Here is a 23,609-nt window from a genome sequence, read left to right on the forward strand (position 1 = left end):
GACCCGGCCACCGGCGAATACCACGTCTGGGACGAACCCGCCAACGGCCGCTGGAGCCTACAACCGCCACCATTCCCCGGCGGCGGCGGAGGACTCGTCTCCACAGTGGACGACTACCACGCCTACTTCCGCATGCTCCTGAGCGGCGGCACCCACAACGGCGAGCGGATCCTGTCCCGACCCGCCGTCGAACTGATGACCGCCAACAGCCTCACCCCGGAACAGACCGCGGCCCGCACCGCCATGGCCCGCGACAACGTCCACATCTCCCACGGCCAAGGCCAACACGGCGGCTGGGGCTACGGCATGGCCGTACGCACCTACCACGGCGACTACGCACCCATCGGCCAATACGGCTGGGACGGCGGCAGCGGCACCTCCACCTACGCCGACCCCCACCACCAACTCATCGGCATCCTGCTCACCCAGGTCGGCGCCTCCGCCCCCTACTCCATCCAAGTCATGCACGACTTCTGGACCACCATCTACCAAGCGATCGAAGACTGACACCAGCTAGGGCGGGCGTCCCTCAGGTCATCGCCACGACCTGAGGGACGCCAAACGCCGGCACAGGTCAGGCCGACGGGTCGCGCGTCTCGTCACCGGCGAGCCAGCGCCGCCACGGCTCGCCCTCCTCCGGGACAAGCACGTCAAAGATCGGATGCCAGCGGCCGTCCGGCCCGTACGACCCCAACGTGTAGAAGCCGTCATCGCTCGGTTCGATCACGATCTCGGTGGTCCCGGTCACCTGGCCGGCGACCCGGTCGGCCCGATTGAGTTCGTGCACGCGCTGCTGCGCCTCGCGCGGACTCGTGCAGTTGCCCTCGACGTGCCAGACCCCGTCCGTATCGACGTGCCCAACCTCGAGCCCGTCGGACCACCGGTAGACGTACATCAGCCGATCCTATGCAGAAACATCCGGGCTACCGCGACGTGCGTCGCGGTCGATACCGTCGCTCCCGCGGCCTCACCCGCCGCGTGTGGTCGCGCTCTGCGCCTGTCGGCGCCTCGCCGTCCGGCCGTGGCCGAGGCGGCAGGAACCCTGTTTTTGTTGCCTCGGCGGCAGCCGGAAGCCGCGATATCAGGGTTTTGTTGGCTCGCCCACGCTGGGTTGTGGGTGCGCGGTGGGTGAGGCCGCGGGAGCTGCGGTCTTGTGCGCGGCGGGCGTCGCGGTAGCTCGGATGTCGGTTCTGGTTTTGGGCTTGTCCTTGTTCCGCGAAGGGTCGTCGATCAAGGCCATGTGCGTGGATCAAGGGCGTATGCACGCGGTTTTGAGATCGAACCGCGTGTGTTTGCCCTTGATCGGCGCGGCCCGGCGCGGCCGGGCGCGGCCGGGCGCGGCCTCACCCGCCGCCGTCGCACGACCAAACCCGACCGGCGTGAGGTTGTGCGGACGCGCGGGGTGAGGCCGCGGGAGCAACGGGCATCGCGCACGGCGGGCGTCGCGGTAGCTCAAAATCTCCGAACTAGTTTTCGGCGCGGCGGGTGAGGACCAGCGGGCCGTCGTGGGTGATGGCGACCGTGTGCTCGGAGTGGGCGGTGCGCGAGCCGTCGGCCGACCGGATGGTCCAGCCGTCCTTGTCGTAGACGATCCGGTCGGTGGTGCGGGCGAGCCAGGGTTCGAGCGCGAGGGTCAGGCCCGGCCGGAGCGTGAGGCCGCGGCCCGGCCGGCCCTTGTTGGAGACGTGTGGCTCCTCGTGCATGGTGCGGCCGAGGCCGTGGCCGCCGAACTCGGTGTTGACCGGATAGCCGTAGCTGTCGGCCACCGCCCAGATGGCGGCCGAGATGTCACCCAGGCGGTTGCCCGGCCGCGCCACCGCGATCGCCGCCTCCAGCGCTTCCTCGGTGGCGCGGATGAGCCGCAGGTCCTCTTCGGCGGCGGTGCCGACGACGACGGTGCGCGCCGAGTCGGCCACCCAGCCGTCGATGCTGACCGCGAGGTCAGCGCTGAGCACGTCGCCGTCGCGCAGCGTGTAGTCGTGGGGCAGGCCGTGCAGGACGGCGTCGTTGACCGACAGGCAGATGACGTTGCGGAACGGGCCGCGCCCGAAGGACGGTTCGTAGTCCCAGTAGCACGACTCCGCGCCGCGTTGTTTGATCATCGCGCGCACGTGGTGTTCCAGGTCCAGGAGGTTGACGCCCACGTCGGCGAGCCGGCCGACCTCAGTGAGCGCCTCGGCGACGAAACGCCCGGCCACGTGCATGCGTTCGATCTCCGCAGGCGTCTTCAACTCGATCACCCCGGTATAGTAATACCAACCGTAAGCTGGGAGCCATGGTCCGCCAACCGCTCACACCCGAGCAGATCGAAGCCGGCAGGCGTCTCGGCGCGCTGCTGCGCCACGCGCGCGCGGGACGTGACCTGGCGGAGGTGGCGCACGCGGCCGGCATCTCGCCGGAGACCCTGCGCAAGATCGAGACCGGACGGCTACCCTCCCCCGGATTCGGCACGATCATCTGCCTGGGAGAGGCGCTCGGCCTGCCGCTGCAGGATCTGGCGGCCGCCTGGCGCGGCAGCGGCCTACCGCTGCGAGCGGTCTCCTAGCCCCTGGCTATTCCTGGGCCTTGCCTCCGGTGATGCGCGAGACGACGAGGGCGATGAGGATGATCGCGCCGTTGAGCGCGCCGATCCACTGTGCCGGTACGCCGGCGAGCGTGAGCACATTTTGGATCATGAAGAGCAGCAGGATGCCCGTGAACGCGCCGAACATCGTGCCCTTGCCGCCATTGAGGCTCACGCCACCGATGACGGCGGCCGCGAAGACGGTGAAGATGGCGCCGTTGCCCTGCGACGCGGCGACCGAGGCGAGCCGGCCGGAGAGCAGGAGCCCACCCAGCGCGGCGAGGACGCTGGCGCCGATGAGGGCCGTCCACAGTACACGGTCGGTACGGATACCCGCGGCCTTGGCGGCGTCGATGTTGCCGCCGATCGCGTACAGGGACCGCCCGAACGCGGTGTAGCCGAGCAGCACGATACCGGCCGCGAAGAGCGCGACGCAGATCCAGATCGACGCCGGGACACCGAGCCAGACCGCCGTGCCCAGGTACATCATCGACTCGGGCAGGTTGAAGAACGTCTGACCGCCGGAGATGCCGGTCAGCAGGCCGCGCAGGACGATGAGCATGCCCAGCGTCACGATGAACCCGTGCAGTCCAAACCGGACGATCAGTGCCGCGTTGGCGACGCCGATGAGGGCGCCGACCGCCAGCGTGATCGGTATCGCCCAGCCACCGGGTAACAGGCCGGTGCCGTGCCCCGCGCCCACGGCGACGGTCATCCAGGCGGCGACGCCTGGAGCGAGGCCGAAGGTCGACTCCAGCGACAGGTCCATCTTGCCGGCGACCAGCACGATGGTCTGTGCCAGCACGAGCAGCGCGACCTCCGCCATGGTCTGACCGATGTTGATGAGGTTGTCCGCCTGGAGGAAGACCGGGCTGATGATCTGCCCGACGATGGCGATGAGCACGATCGCGGGCACGAGGGCCAGATCGCGCAGCCGGGCGAGCGCCAGCCTCGCGGCCGGGCGGCGCGGCGCGGCGGTGGAGGTGACGGATGAGCCGTCGGGCGCCGCGTGCGCCGGTGTCATGATCTCAGGCATCGATGCTCAGTCCTTCCATCGCGGCCACGAGGTCGTGGTCACGCCAGCCGCTTGGCAGATCAGCGACGATCCGGCCCTGGAACATCACCAGGACGCGATCGCAGATTCGAAGGTCGTCGAGTTCGTCGGAGGCGACGATCACGCCGGTGCCACGCGCGGCGACCTGGTCGACCTTGTCGAGCAGGAACTCCTTGGAGCGCACGTCCACACCGGCCGTGGGTGTGATGAGGACGAGCACCTTGGGATCGTTGGCGAGCGCGCGTGCCATGACGACCTTCTGCTGGTTGCCTCCGGAGAGCCCGGATACCGGCAGGTCCGGACCGGGTGTCTTGATGGCCAGTTCGTCGATCATCGACCTGGCGACGGCGTCGCGGCGGCGGCCGCTGAGGAAACCGGCCGGCCCGAGCCGCTCCGGGATCGTCAGGGTCGCGTTGTCGGCGATCGACATGTTGGCGACCAGGCCCTGCTGATGACGGTCCTGGGGGACGAAACCGATCCCGCTGGCCAGTGCCGCGTTGACGTCTCCGGCGCGGGGGCGTGCGCCGGCCACCGTGATAGTGCCCGCGCCGGCGGTTCGCAGGCCGACGATGGTCTCGGCCACCTCGGTCTTGCCGCTGCCGCCGGAGCCGGCGAGTCCGACGATCTCGCCCGGCCGCACCCGCAGGGACACGTCGTCGAAGACGCCGCTGGTGGACAGGCCGGACACGTCGAGTACCAGATCGGTGGTGGCCGCGGGCGCGGTGCGTGAACGGGCGGCCGCGAGCGCGGTGGCCTCGCCGGTCATGGCGGCGATCAGCTCGCCGCGCGGCAGGTCGGCGACCCGGGCCGTGACGATGTGCCGGGCGTCGCGAAAGACCGTCACCATGTCGCAGATCTCATAGATCTCCTGCAGGTGGTGGCTGATGAACAGGAACGTCACGCCCTGGCCCTGCAGGTCGCGGATGTGGCCGAACAGCCGGGCGATCGCGCCGGCGTCCAGCTGGGCGGTGGGCTCGTCCAGGATGATGAACCGGGCGCCGAACGACAGCGCCCGGGCGATCTCGACGAACTGGCGCTGCTCGACGCTCAGTTCGTGCGCCTTGGCGTCGACGTCCACGTCGACGGACCAGTCGGCCAGCAGGCTCCGGGCCTCGCGCCGCAGCGAACGCCAGCTGATCAGCCCGCCACGGTTGCGGTGGTACCGGTTGAGCAGCAGGTTCTCGGCCACGGTCAACTCGGGGATGATGGTGGATTTCTGGTACACGCAGGCGACGTGCCGCCGCCACGCGTCCCGTTCCGATAACCGGGGCGCCGCCTGCCCGTTGAAAAGGACCTGCCCGGTGTCCGGTGCCTGTAGACCGGTCAGGATCGACACCAAGGTGGACTTGCCGGCACCGTTCCGGCCGACGAGAGCGTGGGTCTCCCCCGGCCGTACCTGGATGTGGGCCCGGTCGAGCGCCACCGTCGACCCGTACCGCTTGCTGATGTTGGTTGCCTCGGCCACGGGCGGGCCCGCCTGGGCCCACCCGTTCTCGTCGCCGCTCATGTGCCCGTGCTCTCCTGCCCGTGCTCTCCTTCGCGGCTGGTCAGCCGATGTTGTTGCCCCACAACGACTTGTCGTCCGGTTTGAGGCTCGCGACCCCGCCGTAGCTGCCGCCGTCGAGGGTCACCAGAGGGGCGGAGAGCTGGTCTTCGAGTACGCCGTCGCGGACCTGGATGATGGTGCTGTCATGGTCGGTCGGGCCGGGCTGGAACGTCTTGCCGTCGATGGCCGCCTTCAGGTAGAAGAGGGCGTACTTGGCGTACAGGTCGGCCGGCTGGGAGACGGTGGCGTCGATGTTGCCGCCGGCGATGTCCTGCAGTTCCTTGGGAATGCCGTCGTTGGAGACGACGAACACGTGCTTGGGGTCGTCCGGTGGCACGGCGAGGCCGCGCTGCTTGAGCAGCTGGAGCGTGCCGGCCAGGGCGAAGCTGGACTGCATGTAGACGCCCTTGATGTCGGGGTGCTCGGTCAGGCGGATCTGCAGCTTCTGCGAGGCGATCGCGCCGTCCCAGTTCGTGGCCTCGCCGAAGACGGTGATGCCCGGGTAGTTCTTCTTCATGCAGTCGTTGAACGCCTCGGTGCGGTCGCGGCCGTTGATGGAGGCCAGGTCGCCCTGGAGCATCACGACCTTCCCGGTGCCCTTGAGCTTGGTGCCGAGGAACTGGCACGCCTTCTCGCCGTAGGCGCGGTTGTCGGCGCGTACGACCATGAACACGTCACCCTGGTCGGGGCGGGTGTCGATGGTCACGACGGGGATCTTCTTGGACGCCAGGGTCTGCAGCGTGGGGGCGATCGCGGCGGTGTCCTGCGGTGCCATGGCGATGCCCTTGACGCCCTGGCTGATGAACGACTGGACGTTGGAGGTCAGCTTCGCCACGTCGTTCTGGGAGTTTGTCGTCTTCAGGTCCAGCCCGAGCTCGGTGGCGTACTGGGGCGTGTACTTGATGTACGAGTTCCAGAAGTCGGTGTCCGAACGCGGGTAGTCGACGCCGACCACCGCCGACTTGGCGCCACCGTCTCCGGTCGACGCGTCGTCGCCGCACGCGCTCAGCAGCGCGGCGGCGGAGATCAGGACAGCCGCTGCCGCGGCGATACGTCTTGGGTGCATCACGACTCCTCTGATGAGTTCCACTGTGGACCGTTGGGAAAGCTGTACGCGGCGACCGATTCCGGGTGCATGCGCGCACCGGTACCGGGCAGCTCGGGCGCGACGTAGCGCCCTTCGCGGATGACGACGGGATCGGCGAAGTGTTGGTGCAGGTGGTCGACGTACTCGATGAGCCGGTCGTCGGTGCTGCCACTGACCGCGACGTAGTCGAACATCGCCAGGTGCTGCACCATCTCGCACAGCCCCACACCACCGGCGTGCGGGCAGACCGGTACGCCGAACTTGGCCGCCAGGAGCAGGATCGCGATGTTCTCGTTGACACCCGCCACCCGAGTGGCGTCCATCTGCAGCACGTCGATCGCCTGCGCCTGGAGCAGTTGCTTGAACATGACCTGGTTGTGGCAGTGTTCGCCGGTGGCGACCTTGATCGGCGCGATGGCGCCCCGGATCGCGGCGTGTCCCAGTACGTCGTCCGGCGAGGTCGGTTCCTCGATCCAGTACGGGTCGTACTCGGCCAGCGGCCCCAGCCAGTCGATCGCCTGCCGCACTCCCCAGGCCTGGTTGGCGTCGATCGCGATCCGGATGTCCGGGCCCACCGCCTCGCGGGCCAGGGCCATCCGCCGGACGTCGGCGTCGTTGTCCGCGCCGACCTTGAGCTTGATCAGGTCGAAGCCGTCGGCGACTGCTTCCCTGGCCAGGCGGACCAATTTCTCGTCGGTGTAGCCCAGCCAGCCGGGTGTCGTGGTGTACGCCGGATAGCCGAGCGCCAGAAGGTCTTTCTGCCGCTGCTCGCGTCCGGGCTGCGCCCGCTGGAGGATGTCCAGCGCCTCTTCCGGTGTGAGCGCGTCGCGCAGGTACCGGAAGTCGACGAGGCCGACCAGTTGGGCCGGTGACATCTCGGCCAGCAGCCGCCACAGCGGCTTGCCCTCGCGCCGGGCGTACAGGTCCCAGGCGGCGTTGACGATCGCGCCGGCCGCCATGTGGATGGCGCCCTTGTGCGGGCCGAGCCAGCGCAGCTGGCTGTCGCCGGTCAGCGTCTGCGAGAACGATCCGAGGTCGGCCAGGACGTCCGCCACGGGCAACCCCACGACCAGCGGCGCGAGCGCGCGGATCGCGGCGACCTGGACCTCGTTGCCCCGCCCGACCGTGAAGGCGAGCCCGAACCCCTCCTCGCCGCCGCTGGTGCGGATCGTCACGTAGGCGGCCGAGTAGTCCGGCTCGGGGTTCATCGCGTCCGACCCGTCCAGCTCACGGGAGGTCGGGAATCGGACGTCGATCGCGTCGACCGCCGTGATCACCTCAGACATCGCCATCCGCCCCTGCCGCAACTCGCTCGAAACACCCCTGTGCCATGGGATGTCTTTATAGCCGCCGGCCACGCCGCCGTCTAGCCGCAGGCCGAAAAAGTTGTTGTCCAGCCGCATATTCGGATCCGGTCACCGCCCTGGCCAGCACTCGGGTGAGAACACAGGGTTACGAGACATGGGATCACCTGCTAGTGTTCGGGCTCGCGTAACCGAACCTCAGAGGGGCCCGAATGTCGCTGACCGACAAGGCGATGACACGCCTCCGCGAGATGATCCAATCCGGCGAACTGCCCGCCGGCTCGCGACTGCCACCCGAGCAGCAGCTCGCCGCGGAGCTGGGCGTAGGGCGCAACATCATGCGCGAGGCGGTACGGGCGCTGGTGGCCGGCCGGGTGCTCGAAGTACGGCGCGGCAACGGCACCTTCGTGACCAGCCTCGAACCGCGCGTGTTGCTGGAAGGCATCAGCGGCGCGGTCGAGTTGCTGCGCGGCGACACCCTGCTCGAGCTCACCGAGGTGCGGCGGCTGTTCGAGTCGGCGGCCACCGCACTGGCCGCCACCCGCATCTCCGCGCGGCAGCTCGCCGAGGTGAAGGACCACCTCGACGCCATGCGCGCGGCGGCCGACGACGTCGAGCTGCTCAACCAGCACGACGCGGCCTTCCACCGCGCGGTCGTGGCCGCCACCGGCAACGAGACCCTGTCGACGGTCCTCGAGGGCATCTCCAGCCGGACCCTGCGCGCACGCGTGTGGCGAGGGCTCGTCGACGCCGACGCCGCCGGACGGACACTGCGCGAGCACGAGGCGATCTACGCCGCACTGGCCACGGGCGACGCCATCCAGGCACAGGCCGCGGCCCTCATGCACATCACCACCACCGAGACGTGGCTGCGCGCCCACCTCCACGAAGACGAGGACGCGCCGGCCGCCGCCTGACCGAAGAGGGTTCCTATGCGTTCAGCCCTGTACACCGGCAACTCGACCATCGAGGTGGCGGACCGCCCGCCCGTCCCGCCGGCCTCCGGCGAGGTGCAGATCGAGGTCGCCTACACCGGCATCTGCGGCACCGACCTGCACATCCTGCACGGCACGATGGACCATCGCGTGCGGGTTCCCCAGACGATCGGGCACGAGATGTCCGGCCGCGTCGCCGCCGTCGGCACCGGCGTGACCGGCCTGCCCGTCGGGACACCCGTCACCGTCATGCCGTTGCGCTGGTGTGGCGCCTGTCCGGCGTGCGCGGCCGGCCACCAGCACATCTGCCACCGGCTGAACTTCATCGGCATCGACTCCGTCGGCGCCATGCAGCAACGCTGGACGGTACCGGCCAGCGTGGTGATCCCGCTGCCCGCCGACCTGCCCCTCACCCACGGAGCCCTGGTCGAACCCACCGCGGTCGCGGTACACGACGTGCGCCGCGCCGCCCTGACGGCGCACGACAAGGCGCTGGTGATCGGCGGCGGCCCCGTCGGCCTGCTGATCGCCCTCGTCGCACGCTCCGTCGACGCCGATGTCGTCCTCGTCGAGCTCGACCCGCACCGGCGCGCGATCGCCGACCGGCTGGGGTTCCGCACCCTGGACCCCGCACACGACGACCTCGCCGCCGAGGTGGGCGCGTGGACCGGCGACGCCGGCCCGTCCGTCGCCTTCGAGGTGTCCGGCTCCGCCGCCGGCATCACCGCGGCCGTCGACCTCCTCGCGGTACGGGGCCGTCTCGTGGTCGTCGGCATCCACAGCCAGCCCCGCGAGATCGACGTCTTCCGGTTCTTCTGGCGCGAGCTCACCATGGTCGGCGCCCGCGTCTACCAGCGCGACGACTACGACACCGCCATCGAGCTGCTGCGCGCCGGCAAGGTCGCCGCCGAAACCCTCATCACCCACGTCGAGCCGCTGACCAACGCCGCCGCGGCCTTCGAGGCGCTGCGCGCCGGCGGTGACGTCATGAAGGTACTGATCAACTGCCAGGAGACCTCGTGAACCCGTTCGACCTGTCCGGCCGGCTCGCCGTCGTCACCGGAGCCCGCCGGGGCATCGGCCTCGCCATCGCCGACGCGCTGGCGGCCGCCGGTGCCGACATCGTCGCCGTCAGCGCACACCTCGAACCCACCGGCAGCGAGGTCGAGAAGCGCGTGCGCAGCCACGGGCGTGACTTCACCGGATACCAGGTGGACTTCACCGACCGCGCCGCCGTGACCGACCTGGCCGCCCGGCTCGAAGCCCGCGACCGGGCCGTGGACATCCTGGTCAACAACGCGGGCACGATCAAACGCGCGCCGGCCGCCGAGCACACCGACGCGATGTGGGACGAGGTCCTGGCGGTCAACCTGTCCGCACAGTTCGTCCTGAGCCGGGAACTCGGCCGGGCCATGGTGGCCCGCGGCCACGGGAAGATCATCTTCACGGCCTCGCTGCTGAGCTTCCAGGGCGGGGTCAACGTGCCCGGCTACACGGCGGCCAAGTCCGGGCTCGTCGGTCTCACCCGCGCGCTGGCCAACGAGTGGGCCGCCCGCGGTGTCAACGTCAACGCCATCGTCCCCGGCTACATCGCCACCGACAACACCCAGGCCCTGCGCGACGACCCGAGCCGCAACGCCGCCATCCTCGACCGCATCCCCGCCGGCCGCTGGGGCCGGGCCGACGACCTCGCCGGCGCCGCGGTGTTCCTGGCCTCGCCAGCGGCCGACTACGTGCACGGAGCCGTCATCCCCGTCGACGGCGGCTGGCTGGGACGGTAGGCATGAGATCGACGCCCTTGCGGCGCCGGCCCGCCGTCGCGCTCACCGCGCTCGGCTTCGGCGCCTCCCAGGCCGGCAACCTGTACCGGGCCCGCAGCGACGAGGAGTTCGCGGGCGCCATCGACGCCGGCTGGGATGCCGGCATCCGGTACTTCGACACCGCCCCCCACTACGGCCTCGGACTGTCCGAACGGCGCCTCGGCGCCGCCCTGCGGTCACGGCCACGCGACCAGTACGTGGTCTCGACCAAGGTGGGACGCCTGCTCGTACCGTCGCCCGAGACCGCGCACCTCGTCGACACCGAGGGTTTCGCGGTCGCCGCCGACCATCGCCGCGTCTGGGACTTCAGCCGCGACGGTGTGCTGCGCTCGCTGGAGGCGAGCCTGGCGCGCACCGGTCTGGACCGGATCGACATCGTCTACCTGCACGACCCGGACGACCACTGGCAGCAGGCGGCCACCGAGGCGGTACCGGCCCTGGTCGAGCTGCGCGACCAGGGCGTCGTCGGTGCCATCGGCGCCGGCATGAACCAGTCCCGGATGCTCACCCGCTTCGTGCGTGAGACCGACATCGACCTGGTGATGTGCGCCGGCCGGTACACCCTGCTCGAACAGGGCGCGCTGGACGACCTGCTACCCGCCGCCGACGAGCACGGCGTGTCCGTGGTCGTCGCCGGCGTGTACAACTCCGGCCTGCTGGCGCGCGACCGACCCGCGGCCGACGCTACCTACAACTACCAGCAGGCCCCGGCCGAGCTCATCGAGCGGGTGGTCCGCATGGCGCGCATCTGCGAGAGCTACGGCACCACCCTTCCGGAGGCGGCGCTGGCGTATGTGCGCACCCACCCGGCGGTCGCGTGCACGGTCGTGGGAATGGGCACGGCCGCCCAGGTGACCGAGACCGTCCGCCGCGCGAACGCCCGCGTGCCGGCCGCGCTGTGGCCCGCGTTGGAGTCCGCCGGACGGCATTCCGCGTAACGACTACCCGGCCAGCGCCGGTCGCGGCCGGAATGAGGCGGCGGCCAGGAAGGCGGCGTCGTCCTGGCCCGAGTCCACCCACAACTCCGTGCCGCGGCGATGCACGAACGCGCCGGGATAGTTCTGGGACCGCAGCGACACCGACCCCGCGACCGACCCCTGGCGCACGCAGAACGTCGCGTCGCCGCGGAACAGCGCGTTGCCCTCGTCCTCGCTGAGGCGCAACCGCCATGACGAATGCCGCAGGTACCGCCCGTCCTCGGCGCGGAACGAGAAGCAGTCGCCGTCCGCGAGGCCGCGGACCACCTCGAATGTCGCTCGGGTCCGGGCCGGCCCGGTACTGCTCGCGTCCACCCGTTCCAGTACCCCGAAGCCGTCCGCGGTCGTGACCACCAGTCCGGCTTGGTCGACCGACTCCAGGGACACCGGACCGTACCGCAGCGCCGCGGCCGGGCTGCTCGGGCCGGCCGGTACCGGATCGGCGCCAGCCGGGGCCGGCGGGGCCGACGCGGACGCCGACCTCGTCGGCGCCGCCGTGGGGGTCGACGCCGGCGGCGGTGACGCGGGTGCCGATGTCGGCGCCGCGATGACCGCCGGCGCCGACGGCAGCGGCGGCAGGGCCGCCGTGACGATCGCCGCACCGATGGCCAGCGCCCCCGCGGCGACCGTCGTCGCGACCGGGTGCGCTCCGACCGCCTGGGCGAGCTGGCCGAGAAGCCCTTCGGCCTTGGCACCGCCCGCGCCGGCGACGGCGGAACCGCCGGCCGTCCCGGCCAGCGTGCTGTTGGCCAGTACGGCGGCGGACAGCGCGAGGGGAACGGGCAGAAGCGCGAACCCGACCAGCAGCCGCTCGGCGGGGACCATCCCCTCGGCCGCGCGGGCGCACACCGGGCAGTTCTTGGTATGCCGGGCGAGGCGCTTGCGCCACAGCGGGCTCGGTACGCCGTCCCAGTCGGCCGACGCGGCCGCCAGCCGATCGCACCCGGGCCGGGCCTCCAGCGCCGCGACCAGCGACCGGCATACGTCGAGCTGGTTGCGCATCCGCTGGAGGCGCACGCCCGCGTGCAGTACGCCCATCCCCTGTGCCGCGGCCAGCTCGGCTCTGGTGAGCATGCCCGCCACCTCCAGCCACCACAGTGACAGCAGCGCCCGGTCGTCCGGGTCGAGCCAGTGGCTGGCGCGCGTCACCTGCTTGCGCTGCCCCGACAGCTCCAGGCGCAGCAGCGCCGGACCTTCGAAGTCGGCGCCGGCCAGCTCGGTGGCCTCGTCGAGCGGCGCGGCGCGGTCGGCGGACACGTCGCGCCGGTAGAGGTGCGTGCTCAGCTGGCGCGTCGCGATCGCCACCAGCCAGGACCGGAACCGCTCCGGCGAGCGCAACGCCGGCAGCTCGCGCAAGGCGCGCAGCATGGTCTCCTGCACGACGTCGTCGACGTCGGCGGAGTCGCCCAGCGCCCGGCGCACGATGGTGTAGACCAGCGGCAGGTTCGCCGTGGCAAGCGCCTCGAGCGCCCGGTCGTCACCGGCTTGCGCGGCGACCACCAGGCTCGCTTCATTGGTACTGATTACCCGCATCGCCGATGCAGCGTACTCGCCAATCAGATTCAGTCTCGTCAGCGCTGCGGCTGTTCGTCGCGCAGGTTGGCGCGCAGCCACGTCTCGATGCTGGTGATGTGCATCAGCGCCGCCGCCTGTGCCTGGATGGCGTCTCCGGCGACCAGCGCCAGGTAGATGGCCTCGTGCTCGCGCAGCGTGCGTTCGGCGGCGTCGGCGTCGACCAGGCCGCGCCACACCCGGGCGCGGACCGTCCGGCTGGAGATGCCCTCCACCACCGCCGACAGCGTCTCGTTGCCGGTGGCCGCCACGACCGCGTGGTGGAAGGCGGCGTCGTGCTGGTTGAGCAGCTCCACGTCGTCGGCCGCCGACCGCATCGCCTCCAGGTGCGTGCGGACCTCGGCGAGCTGCGCGGGCGTGATCCGGGTGGCGGCGAGCCCGGTGGCGACGCTCTCGAAGAGCCGGCGTACCTCGGTGAGCTCCAGCATCGCGTCGACCGGCAGCAGCTCGATGGCGCCGCCGATGCCCTCCAGCAGGACCCGTGGCTGCAGGCTGGTGACGAAGGTGCCGTTGCCCCGGCGCACCTCCAGCACCCGGGCGGTCACCAGCGCCCGCACCGCCTCGCGCATGATGTTTCGCCCGACACCCAGGTCGGCCGCGAGTTGCTGCTCCGGCGGCAGTCGGGAGCCGGGCGGCAGCTCGCCGGACCGGATGAGCTCGCGGATGCGGGTCATGGCCTTTTCGGTCAGCGACATGGCGCGGTCCCTTGCTGGTTTCCGCCCCGACGGGTCGGCGCGGCGTCGCGGTGATCAACGCTTACCCTAACGGTTTCGATATGCCGGCGATATGCGCCAGTTCGTAGCATCGGGATCATGCGTGTGTTGATCGTCGAGGACGAACCCTTCATGGCCGAAGCCATCCGCGACGGCCTGCGCCTGGAGGCGATCGCCGCCGACATCGCCGGAGACGGCGACACCGCGCTCGAACTCCTGAGCGTCAACGCCTACGACATCGCCGTCCTGGACCGCGACATCCCCGGACCCACCGGCGACGAGATCGCCAGAAACATCATCGCCACCGGCACCGGTACGCCCATCCTCATGCTCACCGCCGCCGACCGGCTCGACGACAAGGTGTCCGGCTTCGAACTCGGCGCCGACGACTACCTCACGAAACCGTTCGAACTCCGGGAGCTCGTCCTCAGGCTCAGGGCACTCAACCGCAGGCGCGCCCACAACCGGCCGCCGGTGCGGGAAATCGCCGGCCTGCGGCTCGACCCGTTCCGCCGCGAGGTCTACCGCGACGGCAACTACGTCGCGCTCACCCGTAAACAGTTCGCCGTGCTCGAAGTACTCGTCGCGGCCGAAGGCGGTGTCGTGAGCGCCGAAGAACTCCTGGCGCGGGCGTGGGACGAAAACGCCGACCCCTTCACCAACGCCGTACGCATCACCGTCTCGGCACTGCGCAAACGCCTGGGCGAGCCGTGGATCATCGCTACCGTGGCCGGTGTCGGCTACCGCATCGGAGGAGACCGTGGATAGGGAACCCGGGTTGAGTGTGCGCCTCAAACTCACCCTCAGCTATGCCGGGTTCCTCATGGTCGCCGGTGCCATGCTGCTCGCCGCGGTGTGGCTGTTCCTGCTCCGTTATGTGCCCGAGGTGATCTACACGCCGGGTGGGATCCAGACCCTCAAGTACGACCTGGTGCGCGCATTCACCCCGAAAGCGGTCGCGGTACTGGCCTTCCTGCTCGTGTTCGGCCTCGTGGGCGGATGGATCCTCGCCGGCAGCATGCTCGTGCCCCTGACCCGCATCACGAACGCCACCCGCCTCGCCGCGAACGGCAAACTGTCGCACCGGATCCACCTCGAAGGCCGCATCGACGAATTCCGCGAACTCGCCGACGCTTTCGACACCATGCTCACGCGGCTCGAAGCGCACAACGCCGAGCAGCAGAGGTTCGCGGCCAACGCCTCGCACGAGCTGCGCACGCCACTGGCGATCACACAGACGCTCCTGGACGTGGCCCGCAACGACCTGAACCGCGACACCACCGCGCTCGTCGACCGCCTCCACTTCATCAACAGCCGCGCGATCGACCTCATCGAGGCGTTACTGTTGCTCAGCCGCGCCGACCAACGGTCCTTCGCCCGGGAGCACGTCGACCTGTCGCTCATAGCGGAGGAGGCGGCCGAAACGCTCCTGCCGCTCGCGGAGAAACGCGGCCTCACCATCGAGACCTCCGGTGACATCACACCCACCATCGGCTCACACGCGCTGCTCCTGCAGATAACCACGAACCTCGTACACAACGCGATCGTCCACAACCTGCCCGCGGACGGCACCGTGTGGGTCACGACCAGCGTCCACCCCAAGTCCGCGGTGCTCACCGTCGAGAACACCGGCGCGAAGCTCAGCCCGCAGGTGGTTTCCACGCTCGTGGAGCCGTTTCAGCGCGGCACCGAACGGATACGCAACGGCCACTCGGGTGTCGGCCTCGGCCTGGCAATCGTCAAAAGCATCACCCAGGCACACGACGGAACCCTCAACCTCACCCCGCGCCCCGCCGGCGGCCTGCGCGTCACCGTGCGACTCCCCGCGGGCTGCGGAGTGTGACAATGATGATTCGCGACTGCCGCCCGCAGGACGGCCCCGACATCGCGCCCCTGCTGACCCAGCTCGGCTACCCGACCTCACCGGAGCAAGCCACTCGAAGAGTCCACCAGTGGGCGGCGGATCCCGAACGGCACCTGCTCGTGGCGCACGTCGAGCAGACCGTGGCCGGACTCGCGGCGCTCTGCCTCATCCCTCTCATTCACCGGGACCAGCCCCTTGCCCGGCTCGTCGCGCTCGTCGTCGACGATCGCCACCGCGGCACCGAAATCGGCCACGCATTGCTGGACCGGGCCGAACAGCTCGCCCGGCAATCCGGCTGCGACGAAATGGAGATCACCAGCAACCGTGGCCGTGACAGGGCGCACCGGTTCTACCGGTCCCACGGTTACGACGACTGGTGCGAGCAATCGGCACGCTTCCGCAAGCACCTCAGCGGGACGCGGTGAAACAGTTGTGAAAGGTGCCCGCCGTATCGTCGCGGGTGTGCGAAGTGGACGGAGTATCGCCGCAGGCGCCGCGGCGCTGATCATGATCTCGGGTACGCCGGCGGCCGCCTCGCCGCCCGTTGGCGAGCCCTGTGTCTACCGCGAGATGCGTACCGTCGAGGGCGGCGACACCACCGTCTTGGCCATCGACCGGTCGGGGCGGTACCAGGTGGGCGGCACCGGGCGCCGGGAATCACCGGACGTCATCAAGGCACGCGTGGTTCTGTGGCGCGACGGCACCCCGCACGTCGGCCCGGAGGTGGACCCGTACGGCGGCTTCGCCGCGGTCAGTACCACGGGCGTCGCGGTCGGCTGGGCCCACGAAAACTGGCAGCGGCACGCCGTCATGTACGCGTACGGGCAGATCATCAAGCTGGCGACCCCGCCGGACGCCACGCAGGCGGAGGCCTCGGCCGTCAACGCCAACGGCACCGTCGCGGGCACCGCCTACGGCGAACCCGACATCCAACGCGCGGTCGCCTGGTCGCCCGACGGCGAGGTGCGCGTACTGGCCACTCCCCCGGGCTTCAGCCACGCCTCCGCCACGCACATCGACACCGACGGCACCGTACTGGGCTACGCCGCCAGCGGTTCGTCCATGCCCGACCGGGTACGGCTCGTGGTCTGGGCGCCCGACGGCACACCGCGCGTGCTGCCGGTGGCCGGTGCCGCCGACCCGGAGCCGCGGATGTGGCCGGTCGACTTCCGGGACGGCATCGTGTACGGGCAGCATGACAACACGTACGTCCGCTGGGACCTGGAGCAGGACACAGCCACGGTCATCGACACCGAGGGCGGCTCGCTCATGTTCGCGAACTCGCGCGGCTCGATGGTGTCGTTCGGCGGCTTCGGGCTGCACGAGACCGTGTTCGTGGGCGGCGGCGTCGTCCGCAAGCTCCACAACGGACATGTCGGGGTCTCCCCGCTCGGCCTGACCGACAACGACCTGGTGTTCGGCCGCAGCCTCGCCTACATGGACTGCCGCTGATCCTTGACCGGCTTGCGCGCGAGGACGAGCCGGCACTGCGGGCTGCCGTCCCGGCGCCGGCCCAGGGCGGTCAGGTCGGCGGTCGTCACGGTGAAGCCGGCCGCGGTCAGGTCGTCGCGGACCGCCGGCAGCGGCGTCGTGCGGTAGTACATGACGAACCGGGGGCGCCACACGGCGTTGCGAACCCGCATGGTCACGTCGAATCCGAGCGCGGCCCAATGCGAAACCGACATGAACGGTGGCGGCGCCCCGATCGGGAAGGCGAAGAGCCCGCCGGGGCGCAGCGCGCGGTACACCCCCGCGAACACCGCGGGCCGTTCGCTGGGCAGGAAGTGCCCGAGCGCCCCGAAGGTGACGGCGAGGTCGAAGCCTTCGGCGAACGGCAGGTGCCGGGCGTCGGCCCGCGTCCAGGTGGCGTCCGGGTACGCGCTCCGCGCCTGTGCGAGCATGCCGGTGCTGAAGTCGACACCCGTGACGCCTCCCCGGCACAGCGGCCTGAGCACCAGCATGCCGGCGCCGGTGCCGCAGCACACGTCCAGCCCGTCGCCGAACGGCCCGAGCTCGGACAGCGCGCCGGCGGTCGCGTCGAGAATGCTCCGCGGTGTGCGAAACGGCGTGTGGTCGAACTTCGGCGCCAGCAGGTCGTAGCCGCGCTCGACCGAGGACAGCGCCTGGACGCACAGCTCACGCAGGGACGGGCCGCGGGGCGAGAACACCGGCCGAGGGTACCCGTTTCTACTCGCTGAGCAGCTGCTCTCGAAGGATGTCCGCGTGCCCGCAGTGCTGGGCGAGCTCGCGCAGCACGTGGAGGTACACCCACCGCAGCCGGAGCGGGCCGCGCCGGTTGCCGTGGACCATGTCGTCCAGGTCGAACGAAGCCGTCGCACGGCGTGACGCCTCGCACGCCTCGCGGTGTGCCCGCTGGACGGTGGCGATGGTGTCGTGGTCATCGAGGACGAACGACTCGTCCGGCGTCTCGGGGATGCCGATCTCGGCGCGCGACCGGCAGGTGACGGCGGCGCGACGCGGTGCTGGTTCAGGAACCCCTCGAACTGGGCCCGAAGCGGCTGGTCGATGACGTCTTCGGCGGACGCCGCCGGCATGCTGGACATGTGCGAAAGCATTCCAAGATCGCCGCCCAGGAGCAAACCGACACCGCGTGGTGGGTGGTCGCGGTCTCGGCCGCCGCCTTCGCGGCGCTCACCGCGGCCCTGGCCGCTGGCGCGTTCCTCGATATCGACATCGCGGTCCGCGACTGGTGCGACACCCACCGCCCGGAGCCGCTCCGGCTGGCCGCGAAGGCGGCCTACTTCCTCGGATCGGCCAACCTCATCGCGCCCGCGCTGCTCGCCCTGGCCGTGCCGATCGCGGTCCGGGACCGCACACCCGGCCCGGTCCTGCGGGTACTCGTGACGGCGGCGGCCAGCTACGTCGTGGTCGTCCCGCTCAAGATCCTCACCGACCGGTCGGCGCCGCACGCGCCGTGGCACGACGCCGTCGAGATCTTCGCCAACGACGCCGGCTGGTCGTACCCGTCCGGGCACGTGGTCAACACCGTCATCTGGTACCCCGTGCTCGTCCTGCTGCTCGAGCGCCTGCGACGCCGCCCGCTGTCGGCGAGGGTCCGGTACGGGATCCTCGTGTCGCCGGTCGTGATCGTGTTCGTGGCGGTGACGTACCTGGGCTTCCACTGGCTCACCGACTGCGTCGCCGGCCTTCTGCTCGGCCTCGCCCTGAGCCCGGTGATCAGTAGCGGGCGCGGATCCGGGTGACGGGAGCCCGCGGCGGGTCACCGGCCGCGGGCTCCCTGGATATTCGAGTCGATCAGTTCGGGGCGTGGATCCCATCGGCCGCGTTGCTGCCGTAGTCCTTGATCGAGCCGCGGACGTACAGCGCGGTCCCGCTGTTACCCGCGAAATACTGCTTGATCGAGCCGGCGAACGGCGTGCTGGAGGCGTTGCGGCCGTACACGTCGGTGTAGACCGTGGTCGAGCCGCTGTTCTGTACCGAGAAGGTGCCCGGCCGGAACTCCCGGTGGGTGCCCTTGAACGGCGAGCGCGGGTCGTCCCAGGCGACCTGTTGCCCGGTCTGCTGGGTGATCTGCTTGACCTGGTCGCAGGATGGGCCGCCGCGCAGGTCGGTGTAGCACAGCTCGACGATCCGGCCGTTGTTGTTCGGCTTGGTCGGGTCGTAGTAGCGCGACGGGTTGACCACGTAGAACAGCGGCGCGATCCGGAAGTTCAGCCCCGAACCGGTCACCGAGATGTCGGAGAACCAGAAGTCGTCCATGTCGGACACCGTGAACGGCACCGGGTTGGGGTAGAGCGGGTCCTGGTGGGTACGGCCTTCCCGGATCGCCTGCACGCAGCCCGGCTCGGTGATCAGCCGGCCCAGCGACCGGGTGTCCGAGGGCGAGTCCGCCGGCACGGCGGGCTTGACGTTGATGAACGGGCGGCCGAAGCCCGGGCACTCGCTGGGGCTGAATCCACCGGCCCGGCCGAGCGGAATCATCGCGTTGTATCTGGCCTCGGTGACCTGGCCGTTGGTCGCGTTGCAGCGCTGGTTGAAAAGCAACTCGTGGACGTTGTTGCTGAACGCGTCCGGCGAGTGGGTGCCCTGGTGGAACTTGAGCAGGACGTCGCAGGTGGCGATGGTGGGTCCCTGCGGCGGGAAGAAGCTGCTGCCGTTGTCACCCTGGATCACGTTGGAGTTGTTGACGACGAGCACCTTGTGCCCGACGTGGTCCTCGTGCCGGTGGCTGGACTGCGGCATGCTGTCCAGCATCACCTCGCTGGTGTAGCCGAATGGCGGCCAGCCCGAGGCGTTGAACAGGTCCGAGGTGCGCGGGTCGTCGCCGTGCTCGTGCCCGAACGAACAGCCGCTCGCGTCGCGCGCCGGGTGCCACGTCGGGTAGACCTTGCCGTCCGGTCCATAGGTCCAGTACCGCGCGTGAATCTCGCGCGAGCACTCGTTCGCCCGTGGCGTGTATCCGGTGCCGTCGACGGCGGCGATGATGTGGTACGCGTGGCTGTGCACCGCGTCGGCCGGCGGCAATCCGCGTCCCCAGCCGGGGCTGCCCGTGGGCGGTGGCGACGACGGCGGCACAGACGGTGACGTGTTCGGGGTGCTCGGTCCGGTCGTGGGGTTACTGGTGACCGGGGCACCCGTACAGGCCGTGCCGTTGAGGGAGAAGCTGGTGGGCGAGGAGTTGGTGCCGCTCCACGACCCGTTGAACCCGAACGAGGCCGTCGCGCCGGTGCCGAGCGAGCCGTTGTAGGTGGCGTTTCGCGCGGTGACCTGGCCACCGCTCTGGGTCACCATAGCGTTCCATGCCTGGGTGACCTGCTGGCCGTTGGCGAAGCTCCAGGACAGCGTCCAGGAAGTGAGCGGATCGCCGAGATTCGTCACGTTGACGTTGGCGGTGAAGCCGTTGGTCCACTGGGACGCGACCGTGTAGGTGGCTCCGCAGCCGGCGGCGGCCGCTGCCGGCTGGCCCGTGATCGCGGTGACGATGCCGGCTCCGGCGACTACGGTGGTGGCGGCGACGGCGGTCATCACCCTGGACCGGTAATGATGAGAACGCATGGGCAGTCCTCCAGAAGGGACGGATGGGACGGTGACACCTCGGCGGAGGCTGCCCAGAACCCTCTACCGATCCCGAAGTATTGATTAGCATCTATTAGAGTGTTGATTTTCGCAACCCCCGAAGGGACGATGTGGTGCGCGTATTGCTGGTGGGCGACTCGACGGTGACCGACGACGCCGGGTGGGGCCCAGGCTTCCGGGCCCGCGCGTCGGCCGGTACCGAATGCCTCAACCACGCGATGAGCGGCCGCAGTTCGAAGAGCTACCGCGACGAGGGTCTCTGGGAGCCGGCTCTGGCGACCCGGGCCGACTACGTGCTCATCCAGTTCGGCCACAACGACCAACCCGGCAAGGGCCCCGAGCGTGAAACCGACCCGGATGGCGGTTTCGCCGCGAACCTGGCCCGGTACGTGACCGAGGCCCGCGCGGCGGCGACGCAGCCGGTACTCGTCACCTCGCTCACCCGGCGCCAGTTCGACGCCTCCGGACGCCTGAACGACACGCTCGGCCCGTATGTGGCGGCCACCCGGCGAGTGGCCACGGACCTGGACGTCCCCCTCGTCGACCTGTACGCGGCCAGCACCCGCCTCTGCGAGGCGTTGGGCCGGGCCGGCTGCGAGTTGCTCTCGCCCCGCGAGCCCGACGGCAGCGTGGACACCACACATCTCAACGCCGAAGGCGGCCTGCGGTTCGGCGGCCTCGTCGCCGACCTCGCCCGCGAAGCGGTACCCGGCCTGGAGCCCTTCCTGCCCCCCGGCGCAGGTGACCGGGCGGCCGTTCACGGTTAGCATCCCGACGTGACAGCACGATGAGCACGGACCCGCACGCACCCCGTCCGGAGCCGAAACGCTCGGCGCCGGCACCGACCGGAACCGTCTACGGCCGCGGCGGCGCCCCGACACGCGACCAGGAACTGGGGCTGCTCGAGCGCCTGCACCCAGCCGTCACCGCCGGCGTCGCCGCCGCCGTCATCGGTGTATTCGCCCTTGGCTACCTGGCGTGGCGAGCCGCCAGTGGCACCGAGTCATCCGCCGCCGCGCCGGCGACCGCCGCCCCGACCGCCCCGCAAACGGCTCAGGAGCCGGCGGTGTCACCGAGCCCGTCACCGTCGCCAACCGGCGCGACGTTGAGTGCCGGCCTGTGGTCCCTGGAGTCCGCGGACCGATCCGGTTCGTACGTCCGCCGGGACGACGGCCGGGCGGTGATTGACACGGTCACCCCCGAAAGCGACACAGCGGACCGGCGGGAGGCCTCGCTCATCGTGGTGGCCGGTCTGGCGGACCCGTCCTGCTTCACTTTCCGGACCAATGATGGCCGGTTTCTTCGCCATTTCGACTATCGGCTGAGGTTCGACGAGCAGGACGACTCAGACCTGTTCCGCGAGGACGCCACGTTCTGCGCGCGAACGGGCGCGACCGCCGATTCGGTGACGCTGCGTTCGCACAACTACCCGGACCGCGTCATCCACCATCGGCAGTCCGAGCTCTGGATCGACCAACCCGACGGTTCGGAAGGCTTCACCGGCGCCAGTTCCTTCGTCGTCCGGTCCGCGCTGATCTCCTGATTCGCTATCCCCTGCCGCGCTCGTGGCCGGCCAGACCAGGCGTACGCCGCTGCTCCTTGAGCGATGCCTCGTAGCTGTGCCGGCGGCCACCGGTCAATCGCCGGGCCTCCACGACGAACTCGCGGAACACGTCGTAGTAGGTGTCGTCGTACTCCTCAACGACCTGAAACGTCCACCGGCCGGGCAGGACATTGCGACCGAGAAGCTCCGTGGTCAGCCGCTGGCTCAAATCGGTGTGGCCGGCGGCCCACAGTTGGTCTATCGCCTCCTCCAGGCACAGGTCGGCGCCGCCGGTCAGCTGGTGAAAGGCGTAGAGATGGCCACGGGCGCGCTCGATGGTCTCGAACGCCTCACTCAGCTTGCCGACCGCCCGCACGGTGGCGTCGTCAAACCGCGATGTCCTGTCATCCATCGGGTCGACATACCCGACAAACCGCCGACCTAACACCCGTCAGGCTGAGGCGCGCCACACAATCGGGGTGGGCAGGAGGATGCCCCCCGGCTCCGGGGTCTTGCCGCCCAGCTGCCGCAGCACCAGGTCTGCCGCCTGGGCCCCGATCTCCTTGGCCGGCTGGTGCACTGTGGACAGAGCCGGATCCGTGCGCTGGGCCCACGGGCTGTCGTCGAAGCCGACGACTCCCACGTCGCCGGGGACAGACCGTCCGAGCTCGCGCAGCACCTGCAACGCACCGGCGGCCACCGCGTCGGAGGCGGCGAAGACGCCGTCGAGGCGCGGCTCGCGCTGGAGCAGCTGTCGCATGCCTTCCATGCCGGAGGCGTAATCGTAGAACGGGACGTGGGCCACCAGGTTCGGCTTGAACCTGCGCCCGAGCGCCTGCCGGAAGCCGGTGAGCCGGTCGGCGCCGGAGTCTCGGTCGACGGCCGCCGCGATCATGCCGATGCGCTTGCGGCCGGTGGCGGCCAGCCGCTCGGTGATCGCCCGCGCGGAGCCGACGTTGTCGATGCCGATGAACGGAATGCCCTGTTTCAGGTCGGCTGGGTGGCCGACGAAGGTGGCGGGCAGCGCCAGGTCGGTCACGACGCGGGTGATCGGGTCGTTGGCCCGGGCGGAGACGATGACCGCGCCGTCGACGAACCCGCCGCTGAGGTACTTGGTGATGCGCTCGGTGTCGCGCGCCGAATCGACGACCAGGTTGACCAACTGGTAGTCGGCCGAGGACAGGACCGCGTTGGCGCCGAGCATGATGGCGCCGATGTTCGGGTCTTCCAGGATCAGGCTGGGCGGCTCGAGTACGAGAAAGGCCACGGCCTGGGAGCGCTGCATGACGAGGTTGCGCGCGGCGGTGTTGGGCACGTAGCCGACCTCGGCGATGGCCGCCTCGATCGCCGCACGGGCCGCCCCGGAGACGTACCCGCCGTTGATGACCCGGCTGACGGTGCCGCGCGAGACGCCGGCCGCCGCCGCGACATCGTGCACGGTCGCGCGCCGAACCGCCCCTTTCCGCCGTTTCACGCCGTCACTGTAGTCGCGGGGCTTGACCGGGGCGAGGACCCGTACCTAGTGTGTGCACGTTCACACATCGTTGACCTCGTCGAAACGCACCGAACTGTG

Annotated in this window: 25 protein-coding genes and 1 pseudogene; 13 read left to right on the forward strand and 13 right to left on the reverse strand. The window is 70.2% G+C overall.

Annotated features, from left to right (window positions below):
• Positions 1-507 (forward strand): serine hydrolase (locus QMG73_RS07695; RefSeq protein WP_281893389.1); only part of this gene is annotated, 507 nt, incomplete at its 5' end.
• 67 nt (positions 508-574) lie between these two features.
• On the opposite strand, the gene QMG73_RS07700 is transcribed toward QMG73_RS07695, so the two are convergent.
• Both QMG73_RS07700 and map read right to left on the reverse strand, forming a co-directional pair.
• On the reverse strand, positions 575-895 hold the full coding sequence (locus tag QMG73_RS07700; protein ID WP_281893391.1) for a hypothetical protein: 321 nt from the start codon (positions 893-895) through the stop codon (positions 575-577).
• A gap of 571 nt (positions 896-1,466) precedes the next feature.
• Complete coding sequence (map, locus tag QMG73_RS07705) at positions 1,467-2,240, reverse strand: type I methionyl aminopeptidase (protein WP_281893393.1); 774 nt, start codon at positions 2,238-2,240, stop codon at positions 1,467-1,469.
• Between the two features lie 35 nt (positions 2,241-2,275).
• Here map and QMG73_RS07710 point away from each other — a divergent pair, with 35 nt between their 5' ends.
• Entirely contained in the window at positions 2,276-2,545 is a 270-nt protein-coding gene (locus tag QMG73_RS07710) for a helix-turn-helix domain-containing protein (RefSeq protein ID WP_281893395.1), read from the forward strand.
• 7 nt (positions 2,546-2,552) lie between these two features.
• On the opposite strand, the gene QMG73_RS07715 is transcribed toward QMG73_RS07710, so the two are convergent.
• Genes QMG73_RS07715 through QMG73_RS07730 form a run of 4 tightly spaced genes read right to left on the reverse strand, consistent with a single transcriptional unit; the run spans position 2,553 to position 7,536 of the window.
• Positions 2,553-3,599 carry an ABC transporter permease gene (locus QMG73_RS07715; RefSeq protein WP_281893396.1) on the reverse strand — a complete coding sequence of 349 codons (1,047 nt, stop codon included), beginning with the start codon at positions 3,597-3,599 and terminating at the stop codon, positions 2,553-2,555.
• Positions 3,592-5,124: a sugar ABC transporter ATP-binding protein gene (locus QMG73_RS07720; protein ID WP_281893397.1), complete on the reverse strand. Its 1,533-nt coding sequence runs from the start codon at positions 5,122-5,124 to the stop codon at positions 3,592-3,594. The genes QMG73_RS07715 and QMG73_RS07720 overlap by 8 nt, the downstream gene beginning before the upstream one ends.
• A 40-nt stretch (positions 5,125-5,164) precedes the next feature.
• Positions 5,165-6,229: a sugar ABC transporter substrate-binding protein gene (locus tag QMG73_RS07725; protein ID WP_281893398.1), complete on the reverse strand. Its 1,065-nt coding sequence runs from the start codon at positions 6,227-6,229 to the stop codon at positions 5,165-5,167.
• A complete protein-coding gene (locus tag QMG73_RS07730) occupies positions 6,229-7,536 on the reverse strand; it encodes an enolase C-terminal domain-like protein (RefSeq protein ID WP_281893399.1) in 1,308 nt (435 codons plus the stop codon). Before QMG73_RS07730 ends, QMG73_RS07725 begins: the two co-directional genes overlap by 1 nt.
• 230 nt (positions 7,537-7,766) lie before the next feature.
• Between QMG73_RS07730 and QMG73_RS07735 the strand changes: the two genes are divergently transcribed.
• The 4 genes from QMG73_RS07735 to QMG73_RS07750 are packed head-to-tail and all read left to right on the forward strand — an operon-like array spanning position 7,767 to position 11,247.
• Positions 7,767-8,471: a FadR/GntR family transcriptional regulator gene (locus tag QMG73_RS07735; RefSeq protein WP_281893400.1), complete on the forward strand. Its 705-nt coding sequence runs from the start codon at positions 7,767-7,769 to the stop codon at positions 8,469-8,471.
• Positions 8,472-8,486: 15 nt separating this feature from the next.
• Positions 8,487-9,512, forward strand: coding sequence for a zinc-dependent alcohol dehydrogenase (locus QMG73_RS07740; protein WP_281893401.1), 1,026 nt, complete (start codon positions 8,487-8,489; stop codon positions 9,510-9,512).
• Entirely contained in the window at positions 9,509-10,270 is a 762-nt protein-coding gene (locus QMG73_RS07745) for an SDR family oxidoreductase (RefSeq protein WP_281893402.1), read from the forward strand. The genes QMG73_RS07740 and QMG73_RS07745 overlap by 4 nt, the downstream gene beginning before the upstream one ends.
• Positions 10,271-10,272: 2 nt before the next feature.
• Positions 10,273-11,247: an aldo/keto reductase gene (locus tag QMG73_RS07750; RefSeq protein WP_281893403.1), complete on the forward strand. Its 975-nt coding sequence runs from the start codon at positions 10,273-10,275 to the stop codon at positions 11,245-11,247.
• Positions 11,248-11,250: 3 nt separating this feature from the next.
• On the opposite strand, the gene QMG73_RS07755 is transcribed toward QMG73_RS07750, so the two are convergent.
• Positions 11,251-12,819, reverse strand: coding sequence for a sigma-70 family RNA polymerase sigma factor (locus QMG73_RS07755; RefSeq protein ID WP_281893404.1), 1,569 nt, complete (start codon positions 12,817-12,819; stop codon positions 11,251-11,253).
• A gap of 38 nt (positions 12,820-12,857) precedes the next feature.
• Positions 12,858-13,553, reverse strand: coding sequence for a FadR/GntR family transcriptional regulator (locus QMG73_RS07760; RefSeq protein WP_281893406.1), 696 nt, complete (start codon positions 13,551-13,553; stop codon positions 12,858-12,860).
• Positions 13,554-13,670: 117 nt separating this feature from the next.
• On the opposite strand from QMG73_RS07760, the gene QMG73_RS07765 reads away from it, so the two are divergent.
• From QMG73_RS07765 to QMG73_RS07780, 4 genes are read left to right on the forward strand one after another with little or no spacing between them, the layout of a single operon-like run.
• The gene (locus QMG73_RS07765; RefSeq protein WP_281893408.1) at positions 13,671-14,339 is read left to right on the forward strand and encodes a response regulator transcription factor; all 669 of its coding nucleotides are present in this window, start codon (positions 13,671-13,673) and stop codon (positions 14,337-14,339) included.
• Entirely contained in the window at positions 14,332-15,414 is a 1,083-nt protein-coding gene (locus QMG73_RS07770; protein ID WP_281893410.1) for a sensor histidine kinase, read from the forward strand. The genes QMG73_RS07765 and QMG73_RS07770 overlap by 8 nt, the downstream gene beginning before the upstream one ends.
• Before the next feature lie 2 nt (positions 15,415-15,416).
• A complete protein-coding gene (locus QMG73_RS07775) occupies positions 15,417-15,860 on the forward strand; it encodes a GNAT family N-acetyltransferase (protein WP_281893412.1) in 444 nt (147 codons plus the stop codon).
• Between the two features lie 37 nt (positions 15,861-15,897).
• A complete protein-coding gene (locus tag QMG73_RS07780) occupies positions 15,898-16,887 on the forward strand; it encodes a hypothetical protein (RefSeq protein ID WP_281893413.1) in 990 nt (329 codons plus the stop codon).
• Here QMG73_RS07780 and QMG73_RS07785 read toward each other — a convergent pair.
• Both QMG73_RS07785 and QMG73_RS07790 read right to left on the reverse strand, forming a co-directional pair.
• Entirely contained in the window at positions 16,869-17,603 is a 735-nt protein-coding gene (locus QMG73_RS07785; RefSeq protein WP_281893414.1) for a class I SAM-dependent methyltransferase, read from the reverse strand. The genes QMG73_RS07780 and QMG73_RS07785 overlap by 19 nt on opposite strands.
• Before the next feature lie 19 nt (positions 17,604-17,622).
• Positions 17,623-17,955: pseudogene (locus QMG73_RS07790) on the reverse strand (mycothiol transferase); the annotation flags it as partial.
• A gap of 44 nt (positions 17,956-17,999) precedes the next feature.
• On the opposite strand from QMG73_RS07790, the gene QMG73_RS07795 reads away from it, so the two are divergent.
• Positions 18,000-18,659, forward strand: a complete 660-nt coding sequence (locus tag QMG73_RS07795) for a phosphatase PAP2 family protein (protein WP_281893416.1) — start codon at positions 18,000-18,002, stop codon at positions 18,657-18,659.
• 52 nt (positions 18,660-18,711) lie between these two features.
• Here QMG73_RS07795 and QMG73_RS07800 read toward each other — a convergent pair whose 3' ends face one another.
• Positions 18,712-20,472: a cellulose-binding domain-containing protein gene (locus QMG73_RS07800; protein ID WP_281893417.1), complete on the reverse strand. Its 1,761-nt coding sequence runs from the start codon at positions 20,470-20,472 to the stop codon at positions 18,712-18,714.
• A gap of 134 nt (positions 20,473-20,606) precedes the next feature.
• Between QMG73_RS07800 and QMG73_RS07805 the strand changes: the two genes are divergently transcribed.
• Both QMG73_RS07805 and QMG73_RS07810 read left to right on the forward strand, forming a co-directional pair.
• A complete protein-coding gene (locus QMG73_RS07805) occupies positions 20,607-21,260 on the forward strand; it encodes a rhamnogalacturonan acetylesterase (RefSeq protein ID WP_281893418.1) in 654 nt (217 codons plus the stop codon).
• A gap of 20 nt (positions 21,261-21,280) precedes the next feature.
• Positions 21,281-22,036 carry an AbfB domain-containing protein gene (locus QMG73_RS07810; RefSeq protein ID WP_281893420.1) on the forward strand — a complete coding sequence of 252 codons (756 nt, stop codon included), beginning with the start codon at positions 21,281-21,283 and terminating at the stop codon, positions 22,034-22,036.
• 4 nt (positions 22,037-22,040) lie between these two features.
• Here the strand turns inward: QMG73_RS07810 and QMG73_RS07815 are convergent, their stop codons facing one another.
• Together QMG73_RS07815 and QMG73_RS07820 are read right to left on the reverse strand one after the other, a co-directional pair.
• Complete coding sequence (locus QMG73_RS07815) at positions 22,041-22,448, reverse strand: hypothetical protein (RefSeq protein ID WP_281893422.1); 408 nt, start codon at positions 22,446-22,448, stop codon at positions 22,041-22,043.
• A 39-nt stretch (positions 22,449-22,487) separates the two neighbouring features.
• Entirely contained in the window at positions 22,488-23,510 is a 1,023-nt protein-coding gene (locus QMG73_RS07820) for a LacI family DNA-binding transcriptional regulator (protein ID WP_281893424.1), read from the reverse strand.
• Positions 23,511-23,609 lie beyond the last annotated feature (99 nt).

This window comes from Phytohabitans aurantiacus (genome assembly GCF_027923225.1).
Taxonomy (GTDB): domain Bacteria; phylum Actinomycetota; class Actinomycetes; order Mycobacteriales; family Micromonosporaceae; genus Phytohabitans; species Phytohabitans aurantiacus.

Bases quoted from the DNA above. Each gene is read 5' to 3' on its own strand.
- QMG73_RS07800 (WP_281893417.1), bottom strand. From the start codon at position 20,472: ATGCGTTCTCATCATTACCGGTCCAGGGTGATGACCGCCGTCGCCGCC.
- QMG73_RS07720 (WP_281893397.1), bottom strand. From the start codon at position 5,124: ATGAGCGGCGACGAGAACGGGTGGGCCCAGGCGGGCCCGCCCGTGGCC.
- QMG73_RS07730 (WP_281893399.1), bottom strand. From the start codon at position 7,536: ATGTCTGAGGTGATCACGGCGGTCGACGCGATCGACGTCCGATTCCCG.
- QMG73_RS07775 (WP_281893412.1), top strand. From the start codon at position 15,417: ATGATGATTCGCGACTGCCGCCCGCAGGACGGCCCCGACATCGCGCCC.
- QMG73_RS07700 (WP_281893391.1), bottom strand. From the start codon at position 895: ATGTACGTCTACCGGTGGTCCGACGGGCTCGAGGTTGGGCACGTCGAT.
- QMG73_RS07810 (WP_281893420.1), top strand. From the start codon at position 21,281: ATGAGCACGGACCCGCACGCACCCCGTCCGGAGCCGAAACGCTCGGCG.
- QMG73_RS07815 (WP_281893422.1), bottom strand. From the start codon at position 22,448: ATGGATGACAGGACATCGCGGTTTGACGACGCCACCGTGCGGGCGGTC.
- QMG73_RS07755 (WP_281893404.1), bottom strand. From the start codon at position 12,819: ATGCGGGTAATCAGTACCAATGAAGCGAGCCTGGTGGTCGCCGCGCAA.
- QMG73_RS07765 (WP_281893408.1), top strand. From the start codon at position 13,671: ATGCGTGTGTTGATCGTCGAGGACGAACCCTTCATGGCCGAAGCCATC.
- QMG73_RS07715 (WP_281893396.1), bottom strand. From the start codon at position 3,599: ATGCCTGAGATCATGACACCGGCGCACGCGGCGCCCGACGGCTCATCC.
- QMG73_RS07735 (WP_281893400.1), top strand. From the start codon at position 7,767: ATGTCGCTGACCGACAAGGCGATGACACGCCTCCGCGAGATGATCCAA.
- QMG73_RS07750 (WP_281893403.1), top strand. From the start codon at position 10,273: ATGAGATCGACGCCCTTGCGGCGCCGGCCCGCCGTCGCGCTCACCGCG.
- QMG73_RS07740 (WP_281893401.1), top strand. From the start codon at position 8,487: ATGCGTTCAGCCCTGTACACCGGCAACTCGACCATCGAGGTGGCGGAC.
- QMG73_RS07725 (WP_281893398.1), bottom strand. From the start codon at position 6,229: ATGCACCCAAGACGTATCGCCGCGGCAGCGGCTGTCCTGATCTCCGCC.
- QMG73_RS07760 (WP_281893406.1), bottom strand. From the start codon at position 13,553: ATGTCGCTGACCGAAAAGGCCATGACCCGCATCCGCGAGCTCATCCGG.
- QMG73_RS07710 (WP_281893395.1), top strand. From the start codon at position 2,276: ATGGTCCGCCAACCGCTCACACCCGAGCAGATCGAAGCCGGCAGGCGT.